This is a genomic window from Vibrio sp. OPT46, from assembly GCF_015163535.1.
In the GTDB taxonomy this organism is placed as follows: domain Bacteria; phylum Pseudomonadota; class Gammaproteobacteria; order Enterobacterales; family Vibrionaceae; genus Vibrio; species Vibrio alginolyticus.
Genome location: NZ_JADDYG010000678.1, coordinates 1 through 16,216 on the forward strand (window position 1 = coordinate 1; position 16,216 = coordinate 16,216).

The 16,216-nt window shown below is 45.2% G+C and carries 13 protein-coding genes; 2 read left to right on the plus strand and 11 right to left on the minus strand.

All coding sequences use genetic code 11. From position 1 onward, the window contains the following. Positions 1–2,090: carbamoyl-phosphate synthase large subunit (gene carB / locus IQR33_RS24300; RefSeq protein WP_193844141.1), on the plus strand; the 2,090-nt coding region annotated here is incomplete at its 5' end. A gap of 323 nt (positions 2,091–2,413) precedes the next feature. Here carB and IQR33_RS24305 read toward each other — a convergent pair. Together IQR33_RS24305 and IQR33_RS24310 are read right to left on the minus strand one after the other, a co-directional pair. Continuing rightward, positions 2,414–2,839, minus strand: coding sequence for a hypothetical protein (locus IQR33_RS24305; protein WP_017633621.1), 426 nt, complete (start codon positions 2,837–2,839; stop codon positions 2,414–2,416). After that, positions 2,836–3,705, minus strand: coding sequence for a hypothetical protein (locus tag IQR33_RS24310; protein WP_017633622.1), 870 nt, complete (start codon positions 3,703–3,705; stop codon positions 2,836–2,838). Before IQR33_RS24310 ends, IQR33_RS24305 begins: the two co-directional genes overlap by 4 nt. A gap of 304 nt (positions 3,706–4,009) precedes the next feature. Here IQR33_RS24310 and IQR33_RS24315 point away from each other — a divergent pair, with 304 nt between their 5' ends. Further along, positions 4,010–4,789, plus strand: a complete 780-nt coding sequence (locus IQR33_RS24315) for a TSUP family transporter (RefSeq protein WP_017633623.1) — start codon at positions 4,010–4,012, stop codon at positions 4,787–4,789. Here IQR33_RS24315 and IQR33_RS24320 read toward each other — a convergent pair. The 9 genes from IQR33_RS24320 to IQR33_RS34270 form a co-directional block, all read right to left on the minus strand. Then, the gene (locus tag IQR33_RS24320; RefSeq protein ID WP_025998535.1) at positions 4,731–5,585 is read right to left on the minus strand and encodes a LysR family transcriptional regulator; all 855 of its coding nucleotides are present in this window, start codon (positions 5,583–5,585) and stop codon (positions 4,731–4,733) included. The genes IQR33_RS24315 and IQR33_RS24320 overlap by 59 nt on opposite strands. A 128-nt stretch (positions 5,586–5,713) precedes the next feature. Continuing rightward, positions 5,714–6,334 carry a TRIC cation channel family protein gene (locus IQR33_RS24325; RefSeq protein WP_005387377.1) on the minus strand — a complete coding sequence of 207 codons (621 nt, stop codon included), beginning with the start codon at positions 6,332–6,334 and terminating at the stop codon, positions 5,714–5,716. Positions 6,335–6,403: 69 nt separating this feature from the next. After that, entirely contained in the window at positions 6,404–7,225 is an 822-nt protein-coding gene (gene btuF, locus IQR33_RS24330) for a vitamin B12 ABC transporter substrate-binding protein BtuF (protein WP_017633625.1), read from the minus strand. After that, entirely contained in the window at positions 7,225–8,178 is a 954-nt protein-coding gene (locus tag IQR33_RS24335) for a cobalamin biosynthesis family protein (RefSeq protein WP_017633626.1), read from the minus strand. The genes btuF and IQR33_RS24335 overlap by 1 nt, the downstream gene beginning before the upstream one ends. Positions 8,179–8,189: 11 nt before the next feature. Beyond that, positions 8,190–8,885, minus strand: a complete 696-nt coding sequence (mtnN, locus tag IQR33_RS24340; RefSeq protein ID WP_193837550.1) for a 5'-methylthioadenosine/S-adenosylhomocysteine nucleosidase — start codon at positions 8,883–8,885, stop codon at positions 8,190–8,192. Between the two features lie 63 nt (positions 8,886–8,948). Then, positions 8,949–9,377: a DUF1499 domain-containing protein gene (locus IQR33_RS24345; protein ID WP_017633627.1), complete on the minus strand. Its 429-nt coding sequence runs from the start codon at positions 9,375–9,377 to the stop codon at positions 8,949–8,951. A gap of 91 nt (positions 9,378–9,468) precedes the next feature. Then, positions 9,469–10,881, minus strand: a complete 1,413-nt coding sequence (locus IQR33_RS24350; protein WP_005381833.1) for an FAD-dependent oxidoreductase — start codon at positions 10,879–10,881, stop codon at positions 9,469–9,471. Between the two features lie 20 nt (positions 10,882–10,901). Further along, the gene (gene gltB / locus IQR33_RS24355) at positions 10,902–15,365 is read right to left on the minus strand and encodes a glutamate synthase large subunit (protein ID WP_193837551.1); all 4,464 of its coding nucleotides are present in this window, start codon (positions 15,363–15,365) and stop codon (positions 10,902–10,904) included. 448 nt (positions 15,366–15,813) lie between these two features. Beyond that, positions 15,814–16,216, minus strand: a 403-nt coding sequence (locus IQR33_RS34270) for an FAD-dependent oxidoreductase (protein WP_416222694.1), incomplete at its 5' end; no start/stop codon positions are given.

Sequence of the window (16,216 nt, forward strand, 5' to 3'; positions counted from 1 at the left end):
GTGAGGTAATGGCGATTGGTCGTAACCAACAAGAATCTCTTCACAAAGCACTGCGTGGCCTAGAAGTTGGCGCAACTGGTTTTGATGAGATGGTCGATCTGGAAGCGCCAGATGCACTGACTAAGATTCGTCACGAACTTAAAGAAGCAGGTGCAGAGCGTATCTGGTACATCGCCGATGCATTCCGAGCGGGTATGTCAGTCGACGGTGTGTTCAACTTGACTCAAATCGACCGCTGGTTCCTGGTTCAAATCGAAGAAATTGTAAAACTCGAAGAACAAGTCAAGGCGGGCGGCTACGCAGGTTTGACCAAAGAAGTGCTTCGTCAGATGAAACGCAAAGGCTTCTCTGATGCTCGCTTGTCTAAATTGCTTGGTGTCGCTGAAAGTGAAATTCGCCGTGCTCGTGAGCAGTTTGATATTCATCCGGTTTACAAACGTGTGGATACATGTGCAGCAGAGTTTTCTTCTGACACGGCTTACATGTACTCATCTTACGATGAAGAATGTGAAGCAAACCCAACAGACAAAGATAAGATCATGGTTCTTGGTGGCGGTCCAAACCGTATCGGCCAAGGTATCGAATTCGATTACTGTTGTGTTCATGCATCACTTGCGCTGCGTGAAGACGGTTACGAAACCATTATGGTTAACTGTAACCCAGAAACGGTATCTACTGACTACGATACGTCTGATCGTCTGTACTTCGAGCCAGTAACTCTGGAAGATGTACTGTCTATCGCTCGCGTTGAAAAACCAAAAGGTGTGATTGTTCAGTACGGTGGTCAAACGCCACTTAAACTGGCTCGTGCTCTAGAAGCGGCTGGTGTGCCAATCATTGGTACTAGCCCAGATGCTATCGACCGTGCGGAAGACCGTGAACGCTTCCAAGCCGCTGTTGACCGTTTAGGTCTACTTCAGCCAGAAAACGCGACAGTAACAACGATGGAGCAAGCGGTTGAGAAATCGAAAGAAATTGGCTTCCCATTAGTTGTTCGTCCATCTTATGTACTCGGTGGTCGTGCGATGGAAATCGTATACGACGAGCAAGACCTGCGTCGCTACTTCAACGAAGCAGTAAGCGTATCGAACGAGTCTCCAGTTCTGCTAGACCGTTTCTTGGATGATGCAACCGAAGTTGATATTGATGCTATCTGTGACGGTGAACGCGTCGTTATCGGCGGTATCATGGAGCACATCGAACAAGCGGGTGTTCACTCTGGTGACTCTGCATGTTCACTGCCTGCGTACACGCTAAGTCAGGAAATTCAAGACAAGATGCGTGAGCAAGTTGAGAAGTTAGCATTCGAACTCGGTGTACGCGGTTTGATGAACACGCAGTTTGCTGTGAAAGATAACGACGTTTATCTAATTGAAGTGAACCCTCGTGCTGCTCGTACGGTACCATTCGTATCGAAAGCGACAGGCGCTCCTCTAGCGAAAATCGCTGCACGTGTAATGGCGGGTCAATCTCTAGAGTCACAAGGCTTTACTAAAGAGATTATCCCTCCTTACTACTCAGTGAAAGAAGTGGTTCTGCCGTTCAACAAATTCCCTGGTGTTGACCCTCTATTGGGCCCTGAAATGCGCTCAACAGGTGAAGTAATGGGTGTGGGTGCAACGTTCGCAGAAGCTTACGCTAAAGCAGAGCTAGGTTGTGGTGCGGTTTATCCTGAAGGTGGTCGTGCGCTACTGTCTGTACGTGAAGGTGATAAAGAGCGTGTTGTTGACCTAGCTTCTAAGTTAGTGAAACTGGGTTACCAGTTGGATGCGACACACGGTACTGCTGTAATTCTGGGCGAAGCGGGTATTAACCCACGTTTGGTAAACAAAGTACACGAAGGTCGTCCACACATTCTTGACCGCATCAAGAACAACGAATACACCTACATCGTAAACACGGCTGCTGGTCGTCAAGCGATTGAAGATTCGAAAGTTCTACGACGTGGTGCACTGGCAGAAAAAGTGAACTACACAACGACACTGAATGCAGCGTTCGCTACATGTATGTCTCATACTGCAGACGCAAAAGCGTCAGTAACTTCGGTTCAAGAGTTACACGCTAAAGTGAAAGCGAGCCTAGACGCGTAACAGATAAAAATCAGTAAGCTCATTAATCAGGGCTTACATGACAACCTCATTGCCCGCTCATTTGAGCGGGCTTTTTTATATCGAGGTTTTTCTAAAATGAAGAGCATTAAAGTGTGCTAGGAACGATTGGTATGCTTCGCTTTTGAAGATCATCAAGCTAATGATGGCAAGCGATGTACCCAAAGATGAAGAAATAGTACTACCACTTGCTGCAACAAAATTAATGCTGTAGGACTGAGGTATTAAGCCGACCATAACTCTTTAAGCAGATAGGTAATTAGAAAAAGTTAAAATAAGCAGTGTCGAGCTTAAAAACATACTAACTATGGAGTGCTTCGATAGGTTCTTTTTTCTAAGACTAAGTTATAAGTTGATTCTTCAGTATCAAGAGAGTATCCGTTACTTTTTGCAAAAACATCTGCTGCTAGTAGCGAGGGATAAAGAAGAAAAAAACTAGTTACCGATATAGTTAGGAATATCTTACTAGAGCTTTTAAACTCACTTTTAGTTAGGAAATTATTTGATTTTAATGTTTTTACGGACATTCTAGAGCATTCAAATAAGATCAAACTAGAGCCTATAATCAAAATATCAGCCTGATCAAAAGATGAATAACTTTCATTATTATAGATGTTAAGATAAAAGTCTGACAATCCATCAAAACCATATATTAACAGTGATATTGCTGATGCTAATAAAATTATTAAATAAAAAAACACTTGCGTTCGGTCGTAACTCCCTTTTTTCATCGTAACAAACCTCGCTGTATTTCTTGCGAGAAAATCATACTTTGAGTTTTACGTTGAATCTCATTATATTCTTCTTTTGCTCTTCTCTTTGCTTCTATATCTCTTTGCTTTAAGTAAATATCTATAGAGGCTATTAACTTCTGTGTTAAACCTCGTTTATCATTTTCTCTATTCAATAAAAGACCTACAGCCGAGCTTATCAAAATAGCCCCTAATAATGGGCCAGCACTTAAAGTTACAACACTGCCACCCACTGCTGCGGCAAAGTTTACAAATATAGCTGCTGCAGCTGACGATAGCCCGATAGTGATTATATCACTAGCTAAAGTACCAAATAGTTTGGCTAAGGTTTGACGGTCATTGAGGAAAAAGTCAATCACTCTGTATGTGGATATTAAGATAATTGTTATTATGCCCCCACTTCTAATGGATTGTAATGCCCCTTCTGGTCCAACAGCGAACTTTGCCACAGTTGGAGTGGGAAGAAATTTTCCTAATCCAGAAAGCTTTGAGTGCATAGCAGGGGAGCCTGTGAGTATGATATGTGGAGCTCCAGAATAATTTTTAACGATAACAGAGCTATTATTTCCGTACAAATAGTTTGATAAGTTGGTTATAAAAACTAAGTCCTGTCCTGTAGCATAATAGTTTGCTGTATTTTCAAACATTCCCTTTATCTTTTCCCAACGTTCTAATTTCGCTTTATCTTTTACATTGTTCTTGACAACGATATCGAAGCTCTCGATAGATAAGATAATGGTTTCTTGATTTCGATGTTGATGATTTGATTTATAAAGTGGGTAGGTGCTTATACTACCACTATTTTTTGAGGATTGATGTCGTGATAAAGGGTAGTTGCTAGTCATGTATTTTCCTCAGATATCGGGCCTTGAGCGCTGACAATGTAAACTCTACATGCTGAACAGATCTTTCATACTCGTCTAGTTTTATATTTAAAGGTAAGCGTTTGATCTCATTATCAGGAATAGATTTGTGACAGTGATTCAATTCTTTCTGACAACTAAATTTTATGTAAAAGTTTGGAGTCAAGTTTAAGCATTAATTCTATGAAAATTAGGAATAGATTGGTGTCTTGACTTTCCATTGGTAGTTTTGTGAATAAGTGCTACCGTTTCTTCCTCTTTGATACCTCTTCAAAAAGGAAGTGTAGTGGAAATCACGGTTGAGATTTTGTTGGCCTTATTTTTGGTTGCGACTGCCGCAGGCTTTATTGATGCGATGGCTGGTGGGGGAGGGCTCATTACGCTCCCTGCGCTTTTGGCTGCGGGGTTGAGTCCGACTCAAGCTCTAGCAACCAATAAGTTACAAAGTTCGTTTGGCAGTTTCTCTGCTAGCTGGTATTTCGTGCGTAACGGTATTGTCAGCTTAAAGGAAATGCGTTTTGCGATACTCTGCACTTTTATAGGTGCTGCAATCGGTGCCGAGGCTGTGCAGTTTATTGATGCTAGCGTACTCACCAGTTTGATCCCTGTTCTTTTGATAGCCATTTCCCTCTATTTTTTACTCGCGCCAAGTACGCGAAAAATCGATGGAGAACCAAAGTTATCTGAAGCGATGTTTGCGCTATGCATTGGTGCTGGGATCGGCTTCTATGATGGCTTTTTTGGCCCTGGGACTGGATCTATTTTTACTGTTTGTTTTGTTGCACTAGGTCACTTTTCTTTGGTCGAAGCCACAGCTAGAACCAAAATCCTCAATTTCACGTCAAACATAGCGGCACTACTCTTTTTTATCTTAGCTGGGTTGCCAGTGTGGAAGCTTGGCTTAACTATGGCTGTTGGCGGTTTTCTTGGTGCTCAGTTAGGGGCGAAGGTCGTGGTAAGTAAAGGGCAAAAATGGATTCGTCCTCTAGTTATAGTAATGTCGATGCTCATGGCAACGAAACTTCTTTGGCAACAACATCAGCAATGGATTCTGTCAGTGCTTTAACTCGTTCGCTACGATATGTGCTGTGACGTAAGCAGATATGTATTGGTCGAACTAACTGATCTAGCTCTTCAAAGTCATAGCAGAACTTAGATGTGATATTAAGTGTCGTTAGGATAGATTTAGGGATTAAAGCGGGAGCCATACCTCCCAAAGCCAGTTGTGCTGCCGCAGTATACGAATCCATTTCCATCAAAGGTTCGATTCCGTGTATGGATAAAATAGCTTGTTGATATGTGTTGGCAGGGTTAGTTAGGTCATTGGTCAAAATAGCTTTAGGTAGTTGTGAAAGTGAATGTCGACTGACAATTGAGAAAGGTTCATCGGCGAGGTGAAGGCTCATTAATCCATGATGAGGTGGTAGATAGCCAGCGCAAAATCCCAATGTTGCTTTGCCTGATTTCACATTCTCAATAATGCGTGGCGTATGATTGGTCGATATTCGTATGTACTGATCATGGGCAAAGTGTTCTGCCATGATCATGCTGAGGTATCCAGCGACTAAGGTTTCAGAGCAGTCTATCTTGATCAAAGAAGTATCTTCTATTTGTTGTTGATCGTAGATTTTTCCTCTTAACTCATTGAACGTTGGCTCGATCGTGTTGATGAGCGCAAGGCCATCGGAGGTCAGCTTTATGTGCCGACCATTTGGCTCTATCAATTTTTTTCCTAACTTCTTCTCTAGATTTGAAATACGTTTACTCACGGCAGACTGACTAATATAGAGTTGACTGCCCGTGCGGCTCATGGTTTTTTCTTTACTGAGGACAAGTAACGTTTCAATACCTTCAAGCAACATAATGATTAATGAAAGTTAGGAATGGTTGAGATAATTTAGCGAATTGCCCAAGAATTGGCGAATCAAATGAGCATAAATGAGAGGAGCCGACACTTGGTCGACTCCATGATGAGTGATGTTGTTGGTGTTTAACGGTTAATGGCGAAAGTTGGCAGGGATAGATGCCAACGAATCGCACCGAGACGTATAATGAGCGTTGAGATTACACCAGCGAGTAAAGCCGTTGAGTGGTCATAACCCATGTTTACCGCCATCGTATGGAAGATGCCGCCAATAATACATGCCGTAGCATAGACTTCACTTCTTAATACCATAGGAACTTCGCGAGCCAGCACGTCTCGTATAATGCCACCGCCACAGCCAGTAATAACCCCCATTATCACCGCGACCATCCCAGAAGCATTGTAGGCGAGTGCCTTTTCTACTCCTATTCCTACAAATACAGCGAGACCGATGGCATCACAAACGGGTAATACCCACCATGAGAGTCGCTTGGGTCTTCGAATAACAAGCATGGTTAGTAGACACGTAACAAATATCACCCATAAGTAAGTCGTATCTGTTATCCAAAATACGGGAGTGGCACCAAGCGCCATGTCTCGGATTGTTCCGCCACCTATAGCAGTCACACTGCCGAGCACGATAACGCCGAATGGATCCATTTTTAAACGGCCCGCCAGTAATACGCCAGAGATAGCGAAAACAGCGGTACCGAACAAATCGATCATATAAAGCAGCATGGAGTCCATGTTACTTAGTACCTTTAAATAGTGTGAGAAAAAATGGGCGGAAATTGTACGGTATTTGCCACGAAATCGTTAGCGTTTTTGACGAACGCTTTTAAAGTGCTCACACACTTCCTTGATCGCGTTCAATGTGCGTGGTGTGGGACGGTTAATCCAATCAGAGTTTAGGGACCAGATGTGTTTGTTTTTAAGAGCAAGAAGCTCATTACTCCACTCAGCCCACATACCATCGTTACTCATTGCGTGACGAGAAGTAAAAATAACCTCTGGCTGGCGAGTAATGACTTGCTCGATGCTAACTTGAGGATAAGGCGCGCTAGATGCGGCGAAAATGTTCTCACCACCGCAAAAAGTAAAGACTTCACTTGGCCAGTTCTTTCCGGCGACAGTGATGATAGGCTTTTCACTCAACTGATAAAAGTAACTAACTTTCTCGTTCGTGTTGTACTGTTCTTTTAGTGTACTCAGTTGCGTTCTAAAATCTTCAGCGGCCTTTTTTCCTACTTGTGGAGTTTCGCTGTATTGGCTGAGTTGCTCGATATTATTGGCGATATCTTCTAATGAACCTGTAGTGGAGTAATAGATAGGAATACCGAACTGTTTAATTTTCTCCAACTCTTTAGCAGGGTTTCCGGCTGGCCAAGCAATCACTAAGTCCGGCTGAAGAGCAATAATGCGCTCTAATTTAATTCCTTGATAATTTGAGACTCTTTCTAGCTGCTTTGCCTGTTCTGGATAATCGCTCATTTCGCTGACAGCAACAAGCTGCTCTCCTAGCCCTGCTGCAAAGGCAATTTCGGTGGCATGTGGAGCTAAACTTATAATGCGTTGAGCGGGTTGAGCGAAGGTCGCTGTCGAAACAAACAGCGTTAATGCGAAGCATAATTTATTCATCATAATCCTTGATAAATTATTCCTAAAAGCAAACTTTGGATTGCGATCCAAGCCAGGACGCGCCAAACGAGCAGCGTATGTATTTGTGAAAGGTGAATAGCCGATGGCGCAATGCGCCCACCGATTTTTGCGCGCTCTGCACGCACACCTTGATAGATAGCAGGGCCGCATAAAGACAGTTGTAGTTTGTGTCCGATAGTACATAACACCCAGCTAGGTCCTGGTAAGGGCCAAGACTTCGCTTGCTGTTGTATTCCAGAGAGCACATTACTTGTATTCTTTCCGGCAGCTAAAAGTATGGCAAAGAGACGAAGTGGAATAATATCCAGAGTAGCAACCAGTTGAATCACAGGTTTACCAAAGGGCAAATATTGGCGTCGGCTAGGGGACCACACTCGCGCTAATTCTGTTGTGAGTCGATACATTAACGCACCAATACCACCTGTTAGTGCGTACCAAAATAGCACGCCGATCACGTTGCGGCTGTATCCCATAATCAGGGTTTCTGAGCCAGCTTTACCTATGCCAACGATCGAGAGGTTACCAGTATCGCGATTAAGATATGGTCTCAGTAATGCTCGACACTGAGCTTTGTCTTCCGAAGAGATACTTGTGATGAGCTGTTTCGTTAACGTTTCGCTGTTACGCCAGTCTAGCGCAATGATCAATAGAACCAGTTCATATAAAGGGATTTGCCAAACAAATGGCTTTACTGCAATCAGTAATATCAAGCAAGGAAACAGCATCAAGCCTAATGCAAGACTGCCTGAGATTACACTCTGTGAGTAATTGTGATTATTGTTCACTTTGTTAGCTAGCTGCTCTGCTAGCTTTCGCCATAAAGTGATGGGGTGCGCTGAATGGGGGATTGGCACTAAAAGGTGCAAGATCAGTGCACCCCACATAATGAGGAGCGCACCGTTGGCATAAAATGACTGAAAAACTTCTTCCATGAATGAGTCGTTTACTTAATGAGTTCCAGCATTTTGAATACCATTTCGGAAGAGCTTTTTGCTGCTAGAAGCAGGAACTCATCAAAGCTCATTGGTGATTCTTTATCAGCGACATCAGAGATTGCACGCACAACAACAAACGGTGTGTTGAATTGGTGACAAGTTTGAGCGATAGCAGATGCTTCCATTTCTACAGCGATAACTGACGGGAAGTGTTTACGAATAAACTCTTGACGCTCAGCAGTACAAACAAACGCATCGCCAGTACAAATTAGGCCGCGAACCGCATGAGTGTTTTCCATTTGTGCTAGGGCTTTTTCGGCTAAGTCCATTAGCTTGTCATCCGCTTTGAATGCAGCTGGTTGACCGGCCATTTGGCCAATCTCATAACCAAAAGCGGTTACGTCTGCATCATGATGACGAACTTCTGTAGAGATAACTACATCGCCAAGGTTTAAGCTTGAATCGAAACCGCCAGCAGAGCCTGTGTTAATCACAACGTCTGGTTGGTATTCATCAAGAAGGATTGTCGTGCCCACTGCTGCTGCAACTTTACCGATGCCCGATTGTAGTACGACGACTTCGACATCGTTAATTTGACCAGAGAAAAACGTACAACCTGCTTTATTTACAGTTTTGCAGTTTGTAATTGCTTGCTTCAGGATGGTCACTTCTTGTTCCATCGCACCGATGATACCAACTTTCATAACACTCTCTTTAGGTAAATATTTTAGTTGGCCGAGAGTATAGCACTCCCCGTTGGCAGTTTTCTATTTGATGAGCTTAGCTTGAGTGAGCTTTTCTCGTAATTGATCGGCGCGCTTTCTGTTTACGCCAAAGTCAGAGTAGCCCACACGAGATTCCGAGCGCACAATCAGTTGGTCTCCTGCTATTTTTAGTTCGAGGTCATCCACGAAGCGCATGATTTTAGATGTGCACTCGATACGAAGGTAGTTGCTTTCTTTCACCGCGGTTTTCGCGCCTGGCAGTTCAAGCGCGACTTGCTCAATAGCGTCGATGTTCGCTGAATCCACTAAGATGAATGGCGTTAGGTTGTATTTTTCTCGCGTGTCTTGGGTGGAGACGCAGTTTGGTTTGTCACCACAAGGTGATTGAGAACGATCCGTCATGGTTTTGACTCCTTGGCTACAAGCGGTTAAGCCGAGCAAAGTAATGGAAAGGAGAGCGGCTTTTTTCATTGGTTTTATCCCTTATCATAGGAATTTAATTATATGTAATAAAAGAAAAAAGGATCCAATAGTAGGATCCTTTTTGAGACGTTAACAGTGATTAAACTTCGAGGTAATCGAGAATGCCTTCTGCCGCTTTTCGTCCTTCATCAATTGCGGTTACGACAAGATCAGAACCTCGTACCGCATCGCCACCCGCGAAGATCTTTTCGTTGCTGGTCTGGAACTGGAACTCTTGCTTAGCTGGGGCTTTGATACGACCCCACTGATCCAAATCGACATCAAACGGTGCTAACCAGTCCATTTTGTGCGGCTGGAAACCAAACGCCATGATAACAACGTCTGCTGGTAGAACGTGCTCGCTGCCTTCAACGGGCTCTGGGCGTCGGCGACCCGCTTCATCAGGTTCACCAAGTGCGGTTTTCACCACTTTGACCCCCGAGACTTTGCCTGACGCATCCACTTCAACTCCCAAAGGCTGAAGGTTGAACATGAACTTCACGCCTTCTTCCTTTGCGTTTTTTACCTCGCGACGAGAGCCCGGCATGTTGGCCTCATCACGACGATAAGCACAAACTACGTTGGAGGCACCTTGGCGAATTGAGGTACGAACGCAGTCCATTGCTGTATCACCACCACCCAGTACGACGACTTTCTTTCCTGCCATATCGATAAAGGGTTGGTTACTCTCAAGATCCATGACTTTGTAGGTGTTCGAAACTAAAAATGGCAGCGCGTCATACACACCCGGCGCATCTTCATTATCTAGACCTGCACGCATGTATTTATAGGTGCCAACGCCCAAGAAAACAGCATCGTATTCATCAAGCAGCTCTTGCATTTGGACATCTTTGCCTACTTCCATGTTCATGCGGAACTCGACGCCCATTTCAGTGAACACACGGCGGCGGTTTTCCATCACGCCTTTTTCAAGCTTGAAGGAAGGAATACCGAAGGTCAGAAGGCCTCCAATTTCAGGGTAGCGGTCAAACACGACTGGCTTAACGCCATTGCGCACTAGGATATCCGCGGCAGCCAAGCCAGCTGGGCCAGCTCCAATGATTGCAACCTTTTTATCGGTCCACTCCACCTTGGACATATCTGGCTTCCAGCCCATTTCAAACGCTTTGTCGGTAATGTACTTTTCTATGTTACCGATGGTGACGGCACCAAAGTCATCATTAAGCGTGCATGAACCTTCACATAGGCGGTCTTGAGGACAAACGCGCCCACATACTTCCGGTAGGCTGTTGGTTTGATGCGATAGTTCAACCGCTTCAAGAATACGACCTTCATTGGCAAGTTTTAACCATTGAGGGATGTAGTTGTGGACTGGGCATTTCCATTCACAATATGGGTTGCCACAATCTAAGCAGCGATCCGCTTGTGCAGTCGCCTGTTGTTTAGTGAACGGTTCATAGATTTCAACGAACTCGATCTTACGAACTTTGATAGGCTTTTTCGCAGGATCTACACGCTGCACATCGATAAATTGATAAACGTTCTGGCTCATGATTCAAACATCCTCCATGATTACTGTGCTTGAACACGCAGCTCTGCGGCACTGCGGCTCTGGTGACCAAGTAGCGTGCGAAGATCTGCCGCTTGTGGTTTCACCAAATAGAACTTTGGAATCCATTCATCAAAGTTCGCCAAAATATTTTCAGCATGACTCGACCCTGTTTCTTCAAGGTGTTCCGCAATTAGGCCACGCAAATGTTCTTGGTGGATGTAAAGATCGGACAATGAGATGGCTTCGACAGACTCAGTATTAACTCGACCTTCAAAGCTTTGGTTCTCATCCAGAACATAGGCAAAGCCTCCAGTCATACCCGCGCCAAAGTTCACACCTGTCGCACCAAGAATGGCAACAATACCGCCAGTCATGTACTCACAAGCGTTATCGCCAGCACCTTCAATGACGGCTATCGTACCTGAGTTTCGTACGCCGAAACGCTCACCTGCTTTACCGGCTGCAAATAGTTTACCGCCGGTCGCGCCGTACAGACAGGTGTTACCAATGATGGTTGCTTCATTACACTTAAATGCAGTGCCAAGGTGAGGTTTGATAACCACTTTACCACCCGCCATGCCTTTGCCCACGTAGTCGTTCGCATCGCCCGTGAGGTAAAGCTCTACACCACCTGCGTTCCAAACACCAAAGGACTGGCCTGCGGTGCCGTCAAGATAGATTTTGATAGGGGAAGCCGCCAATCCTTGGTTGCCATAGCGTTTTGCTATTTCGCCAGATAAGCGTGCACCAACAGAACGATCAGTGTTGATGACATTGTAGAAGAAACTTGCCGATTGACCGTTTTCGACCGCATGCATGGCATCATCAATGATCTTTTGGTTGAGCTCAGCTTTATCAAACGGTTTGTTTGGCTCTGTCCAAAATAGCGGATGACCCTCAGGTGATACTGGAGCTTCTAGAATATTGGATAGATCCAGCTTGGTCTGTTTCGCTGTAAATCCCTCTACTGCCTCAAGTAAATCGGTACGACCAATCAAGTCCGTCAGCTTTTCAACGCCAAGTTCTGCGAGTAATCCGCGCACTTCGTCTGCCAGGCCGATGAAGTAATTCATCACCATTTCTGGTAGACCTTTGAAGTATTCTTTACGCAGTGTCTCGTCTTGAGTCGCAACCCCAGTTGCACAGTTGTTGAGGTGACAAATTCGTAGGAACTTACAACCCATAGCGACCATTGGCGCAGTACCAAAACCGAAGCTTTCTCCACCTAAAATTGCGGCTTTAACTACGTCTAAACCAGTCTTTAGACCACCGTCTACCTGTAGGCGGATCTTATGACGCAGACCATTAGCTACCAGTGCTTGTTGTGTTTCTGCCAACCCCAACTCCCAAGGGCTACCAGCGTATTTTACCGAAGTTAATGGGCTTGCTGCGGTACCACCGTCGTAACCCGAAATGGTAATAAGATCAGCGTAAGCCTTGGCTACGCCCGTTGCGATGGTGCCGACACCTGGCTCGGAGACGAGTTTTACCGAAACCAGCGCATTCGGGTTGACTTGTTTAAGGTCGAAGATCAGCTGGGCCAAATCTTCAATCGAATAGATATCGTGGTGCGGAGGAGGGGAGATCAGAGTCACGCCTTGTACCGAATAACGCAGTTTTGCGATTTCAGCGGTGACTTTGTGTCCTGGTAGCTGTCCACCTTCACCCGGTTTCGCACCTTGTGCCACCTTGATTTGCAGTACATCCGCATTAGTCAGGTAATGCGGCGTTACACCAAATCGGCCAGAAGCAATCTGTTTGATACGTGAGTTACGCTCAGTACCGAAACGGCGAGGATCTTCACCGCCTTCACCCGAGTTAGAGTAACCACCAAGACGGTTCATCGCCGTTGCAAGTGCTTCATGCGCTTCTGGGCTAAGTGCGCCAATGGACATTGCCGCAGAGTCAAAGCGTTTGAACAGTTCAGTGCGTGGTTCTATTTGCTCAAGTGGCAGCGGTGAGTCTGATTTTCTCAGCGACATTAAGTCACGCAGCATGGCAACAGGGCGTTGATTTACCTGCTTAGCAAAGCTCTGATAGTCGTTACTTTCGCCAGATTTAACGGCCTGTTGCAGCGTGCCGACAACATCCGGGTTGTAAGCATGATACTCACCTCCATGGACGTACTTTAACAAGCCGCCATGATCAATCGATTTGCGTTTCGCCCATGCTTTACGAGATAAGTTTGTAAGATCTTGCTGGAAGTCGTCAAAATTCGCGCCTTCAATTCGAGTTGTGACGCCTTTAAAACACAGATCGACCACATCTTGGCTCAAGCCAACTGCTTCAAATAGTTGTGAGCAGCGGTAAGAGGCGATGGTTGAGATCCCCATTTTCGACATGATCTTGTACAGGCCTTTGTTGATGCCGTATTGGTAGTTTTGCATCACATCGCGGTAGTCTTTCTCTAGAGCTTTATCATCAATCAGTTTACCTAACGCTTCATAAGCAAGGTATGGGTAAACCGCAGTGGCACCAAAACCAAGCAAGACGGCAAATTGGTGTGGATCACGGGCTGTTGCGGTTTCGACAACAATGTTGGCATCGCAACGTAAGTTCGCGTCAATCAGACGAGTTTGAACGGCGCCGACTGCCATTGCTGCCGGAATTGGCAACTTACCTTTGACCAAGGCTCTGTCCGAAAGCACCACTAAAACCGTGCCTTCACGAACGACTTGCTCTGCTTGCTCACACAGATCATTAATGGCTTGTTTAAGATCTTTTTGTTGTGGGTCGTAGTTGATATCGAGAATGGTATTACGGTAATGATCGTCACTCAGCTCTAGTAGTTGCTGCATGTCTGAATAGAGCAGTACTGGAGAATCAAAGGTTACACGATGCGCGTGGCCATCGGTTTCACAGAAGACGTTCATCTCTTGGCCGATGCTGGTCGCCAGCGACATGACGTGTTTCTCACGCAGCGGATCGATTGGTGGGTTGGTGACCTGCGCGAACTTCTGACGGAAGTAATCAGTCACCAAGCGCTCTTTCGAAGAAAGAACCGCCATCGGGGTGTCATCACCCATCGAACCGACGGCTTCTTGCCCCATATCACCGAGGACACGCAATACTTGATCGACTTCTTCATTGCTCATGGCAAACTGCTTTTGATAAGTCTTAAGCAAGTCTTCATCAAAGCTACGCTCACCTACTTGATCTTCAGGCAGCTGAGAGAACGGCGTTAGTTTGCGAACGTTGTTCTCCATCCATTCGCGATAAGGGTGACGAGATTTCAGATCATTATCGATCTCGCTAGATTGCCAAAGCTTACCTTTACGAGTGTCGATGACGAGCAATTCCCCCGGACCTACACGACCTTTTTTGGCAACTTCATCTGGGGCGTAATTCCAAATCCCTACCTCAGATGCCAGAGTGATCAGCTTGTCTTTGGTAATTACATAACGCGCAGGACGTAGACCGTTTCGGTCTAGGTTACAAGCAGCATAACGACCATCGGACAGTACGATACCTGCTGGGCCATCCCATGGTTCCATGTGTTTGGAGTTGAAATCGTAAAACGCACGCAAATCCGGATCCATATCCGGGTGGTTTTGCCATGCTGGCGGTACGAGCATACGCATGGCACGGAAGATATCCATGCCGCCAGCTAAGAAGAGATCTAGCATATTATCTAAGCTAGACGAGTCTGAGCCTGTCTCGTTCACAAACGGTGCTGCAGTTTGTAGGTCAGGCAGCAGTGGTGACGAGAACTTATAAGCACGAGCGCGTGCCCATTGTCGGTTACCTTCAATGGTATTGATCTCACCATTATGAGCAAGGTAGCGGAACGGTTGAGCTAATGGCCAACGCGGTTGAGTGTTGGTAGAAAAACGCTGGTGGAACAGACAGATAGCAGATTCCATACGTAGATCGGCAAGATCAAGATAAAAGCGCGGTAAGTCCGCAGGCATGCATAGGCCTTTGTACACCAAAACTTGAGTCGACAAGCTACAGATGTAGAAATCCGGATCTTCGGTGATTTGTTTCTCGATGCGACGGCGTGCGATGTAGAGACGACGTTCAATGTCACGCTCGCGCCAACCTGCCGGTGCAGAGATAAAGACTTGCTGAATATTTGGAAGCGAGTTGGCCGCAATTGGACCGAGTACTTCTGAATTAGTTGGTACTTCACGCCAACCAGCCACAGTTAGCGTCTCTTGCGCCAGTTCTTTGTTGACGATGTCTTTAGCGAGTTGAGCTTTGACTGGATCTTGGTTGAAGAAAATCATCCCTACGGCGTATTGCTTGCCAAGGTTGAAACCATTTTCTTCGGCAATAAGACGTAAATAGGAATCGGGCTTTTGTAATAGAAGACCACAACCATCACCAGTTTTACCATCGGCGGCGATACCACCACGGTGAGTCATGCGGTCAAGTGCAGAAATTGCTGTACGTACCAGCTTGTGGCTTTGTTCGCCTTCCATATGCGCGATCAAGCCAAATCCACAGTTGTCTTTCTCAAGACTTGGATCATAAAGAGCCATTGCAATTCTCCCTTTGCTTATCCGTCATCCCGACAGATATATCAACACTGCTTACGTTGATATCGATGACTAACTATGCGTCATCTTTATAGCTTTATGTATAATTATTCAGTAAAAGTTGTGAAATATTTAACATTTTTTGAGTGTTTTATTTTCATCAACTTCACAAGCTATAGCTTATTGTAAAAAAGGTCAAGTTATTAGTGGATCATCACGTGAATATACGATTTACCATTTAATAAGCTAAAATAGTTTAATAATTTCAAATAGATAGAAAATTGATTGTTACAAAAAAGTAACATTTGATTCTGTGGGAGATAAAAAAGACCAGCATAAAATGCTGGTCAAAATAGAAAGATTGGAAGGAATTGTTTTCTTTCTTCACCGATAGCCATCGATATTGCTGATGGCTATTAGGCAATTGAAAGAGCGAAGCATGACTGCTTCGTTAAGCAGAAAGCATCAGTGAATCTGCTTTTGCTTCTAGGTTTGTTCCACCCATTAGGTAATCATCGATAGCACGGGCACATTCGCGGCCTTCATTGATACAACGAACCACCAAAGATTGGCCTGTTCGCATATCACCAGCAGCAAATACACCTTCTTGGTTTGTAGCAAAACCTTGAGTTGCTACGTTACCACGATCATCTAGCGCGATATCCAGTTGAGCAAGTACGCCTGTTGGTTCAGGGTGTAGGAAGCCCATCGCTAGAAATGCCATATCACATGGAATCACACGCTCGCTGCCTTCTGCTTCTTTGAAGCTTGGGCGCTCGCCTGGTTTTGCATCTTGCCAAACGATATCAGCAAGACGAAGGCCTGTGACTTCACCTTTGTCATTTCCGATGAAC

Excerpts from the sequence above, each read along its gene's own strand:
- IQR33_RS24325 (WP_005387377.1), bottom strand. The coding sequence starts at position 6,334 with ATGGACTCCATGCTGCTTTATATGATCGATTTGTTCGGTACCGCTGTT.
- IQR33_RS24310 (WP_017633622.1), bottom strand. The coding sequence starts at position 3,705 with ATGACTAGCAACTACCCTTTATCACGACATCAATCCTCAAAAAATAGT.
- btuF (WP_017633625.1), bottom strand. The coding sequence starts at position 7,225 with ATGAATAAATTATGCTTCGCATTAACGCTGTTTGTTTCGACAGCGACC.
- IQR33_RS24320 (WP_025998535.1), bottom strand. The coding sequence starts at position 5,585 with ATGTTGCTTGAAGGTATTGAAACGTTACTTGTCCTCAGTAAAGAAAAA.
- IQR33_RS24305 (WP_017633621.1), bottom strand. The coding sequence starts at position 2,839 with ATGAAAAAAGGGAGTTACGACCGAACGCAAGTGTTTTTTTATTTAATA.
- IQR33_RS24335 (WP_017633626.1), bottom strand. The coding sequence starts at position 8,178 with ATGGAAGAAGTTTTTCAGTCATTTTATGCCAACGGTGCGCTCCTCATT.
- IQR33_RS24345 (WP_017633627.1), bottom strand. The coding sequence starts at position 9,377 with ATGAAAAAAGCCGCTCTCCTTTCCATTACTTTGCTCGGCTTAACCGCT.
- mtnN (WP_193837550.1), bottom strand. The coding sequence starts at position 8,885 with ATGAAAGTTGGTATCATCGGTGCGATGGAACAAGAAGTGACCATCCTG.
- gltB (WP_193837551.1), bottom strand. The coding sequence starts at position 15,365 with ATGGCTCTTTATGATCCAAGTCTTGAGAAAGACAACTGTGGATTTGGC.
- IQR33_RS24350 (WP_005381833.1), bottom strand. The coding sequence starts at position 10,881 with ATGAGCCAGAACGTTTATCAATTTATCGATGTGCAGCGTGTAGATCCT.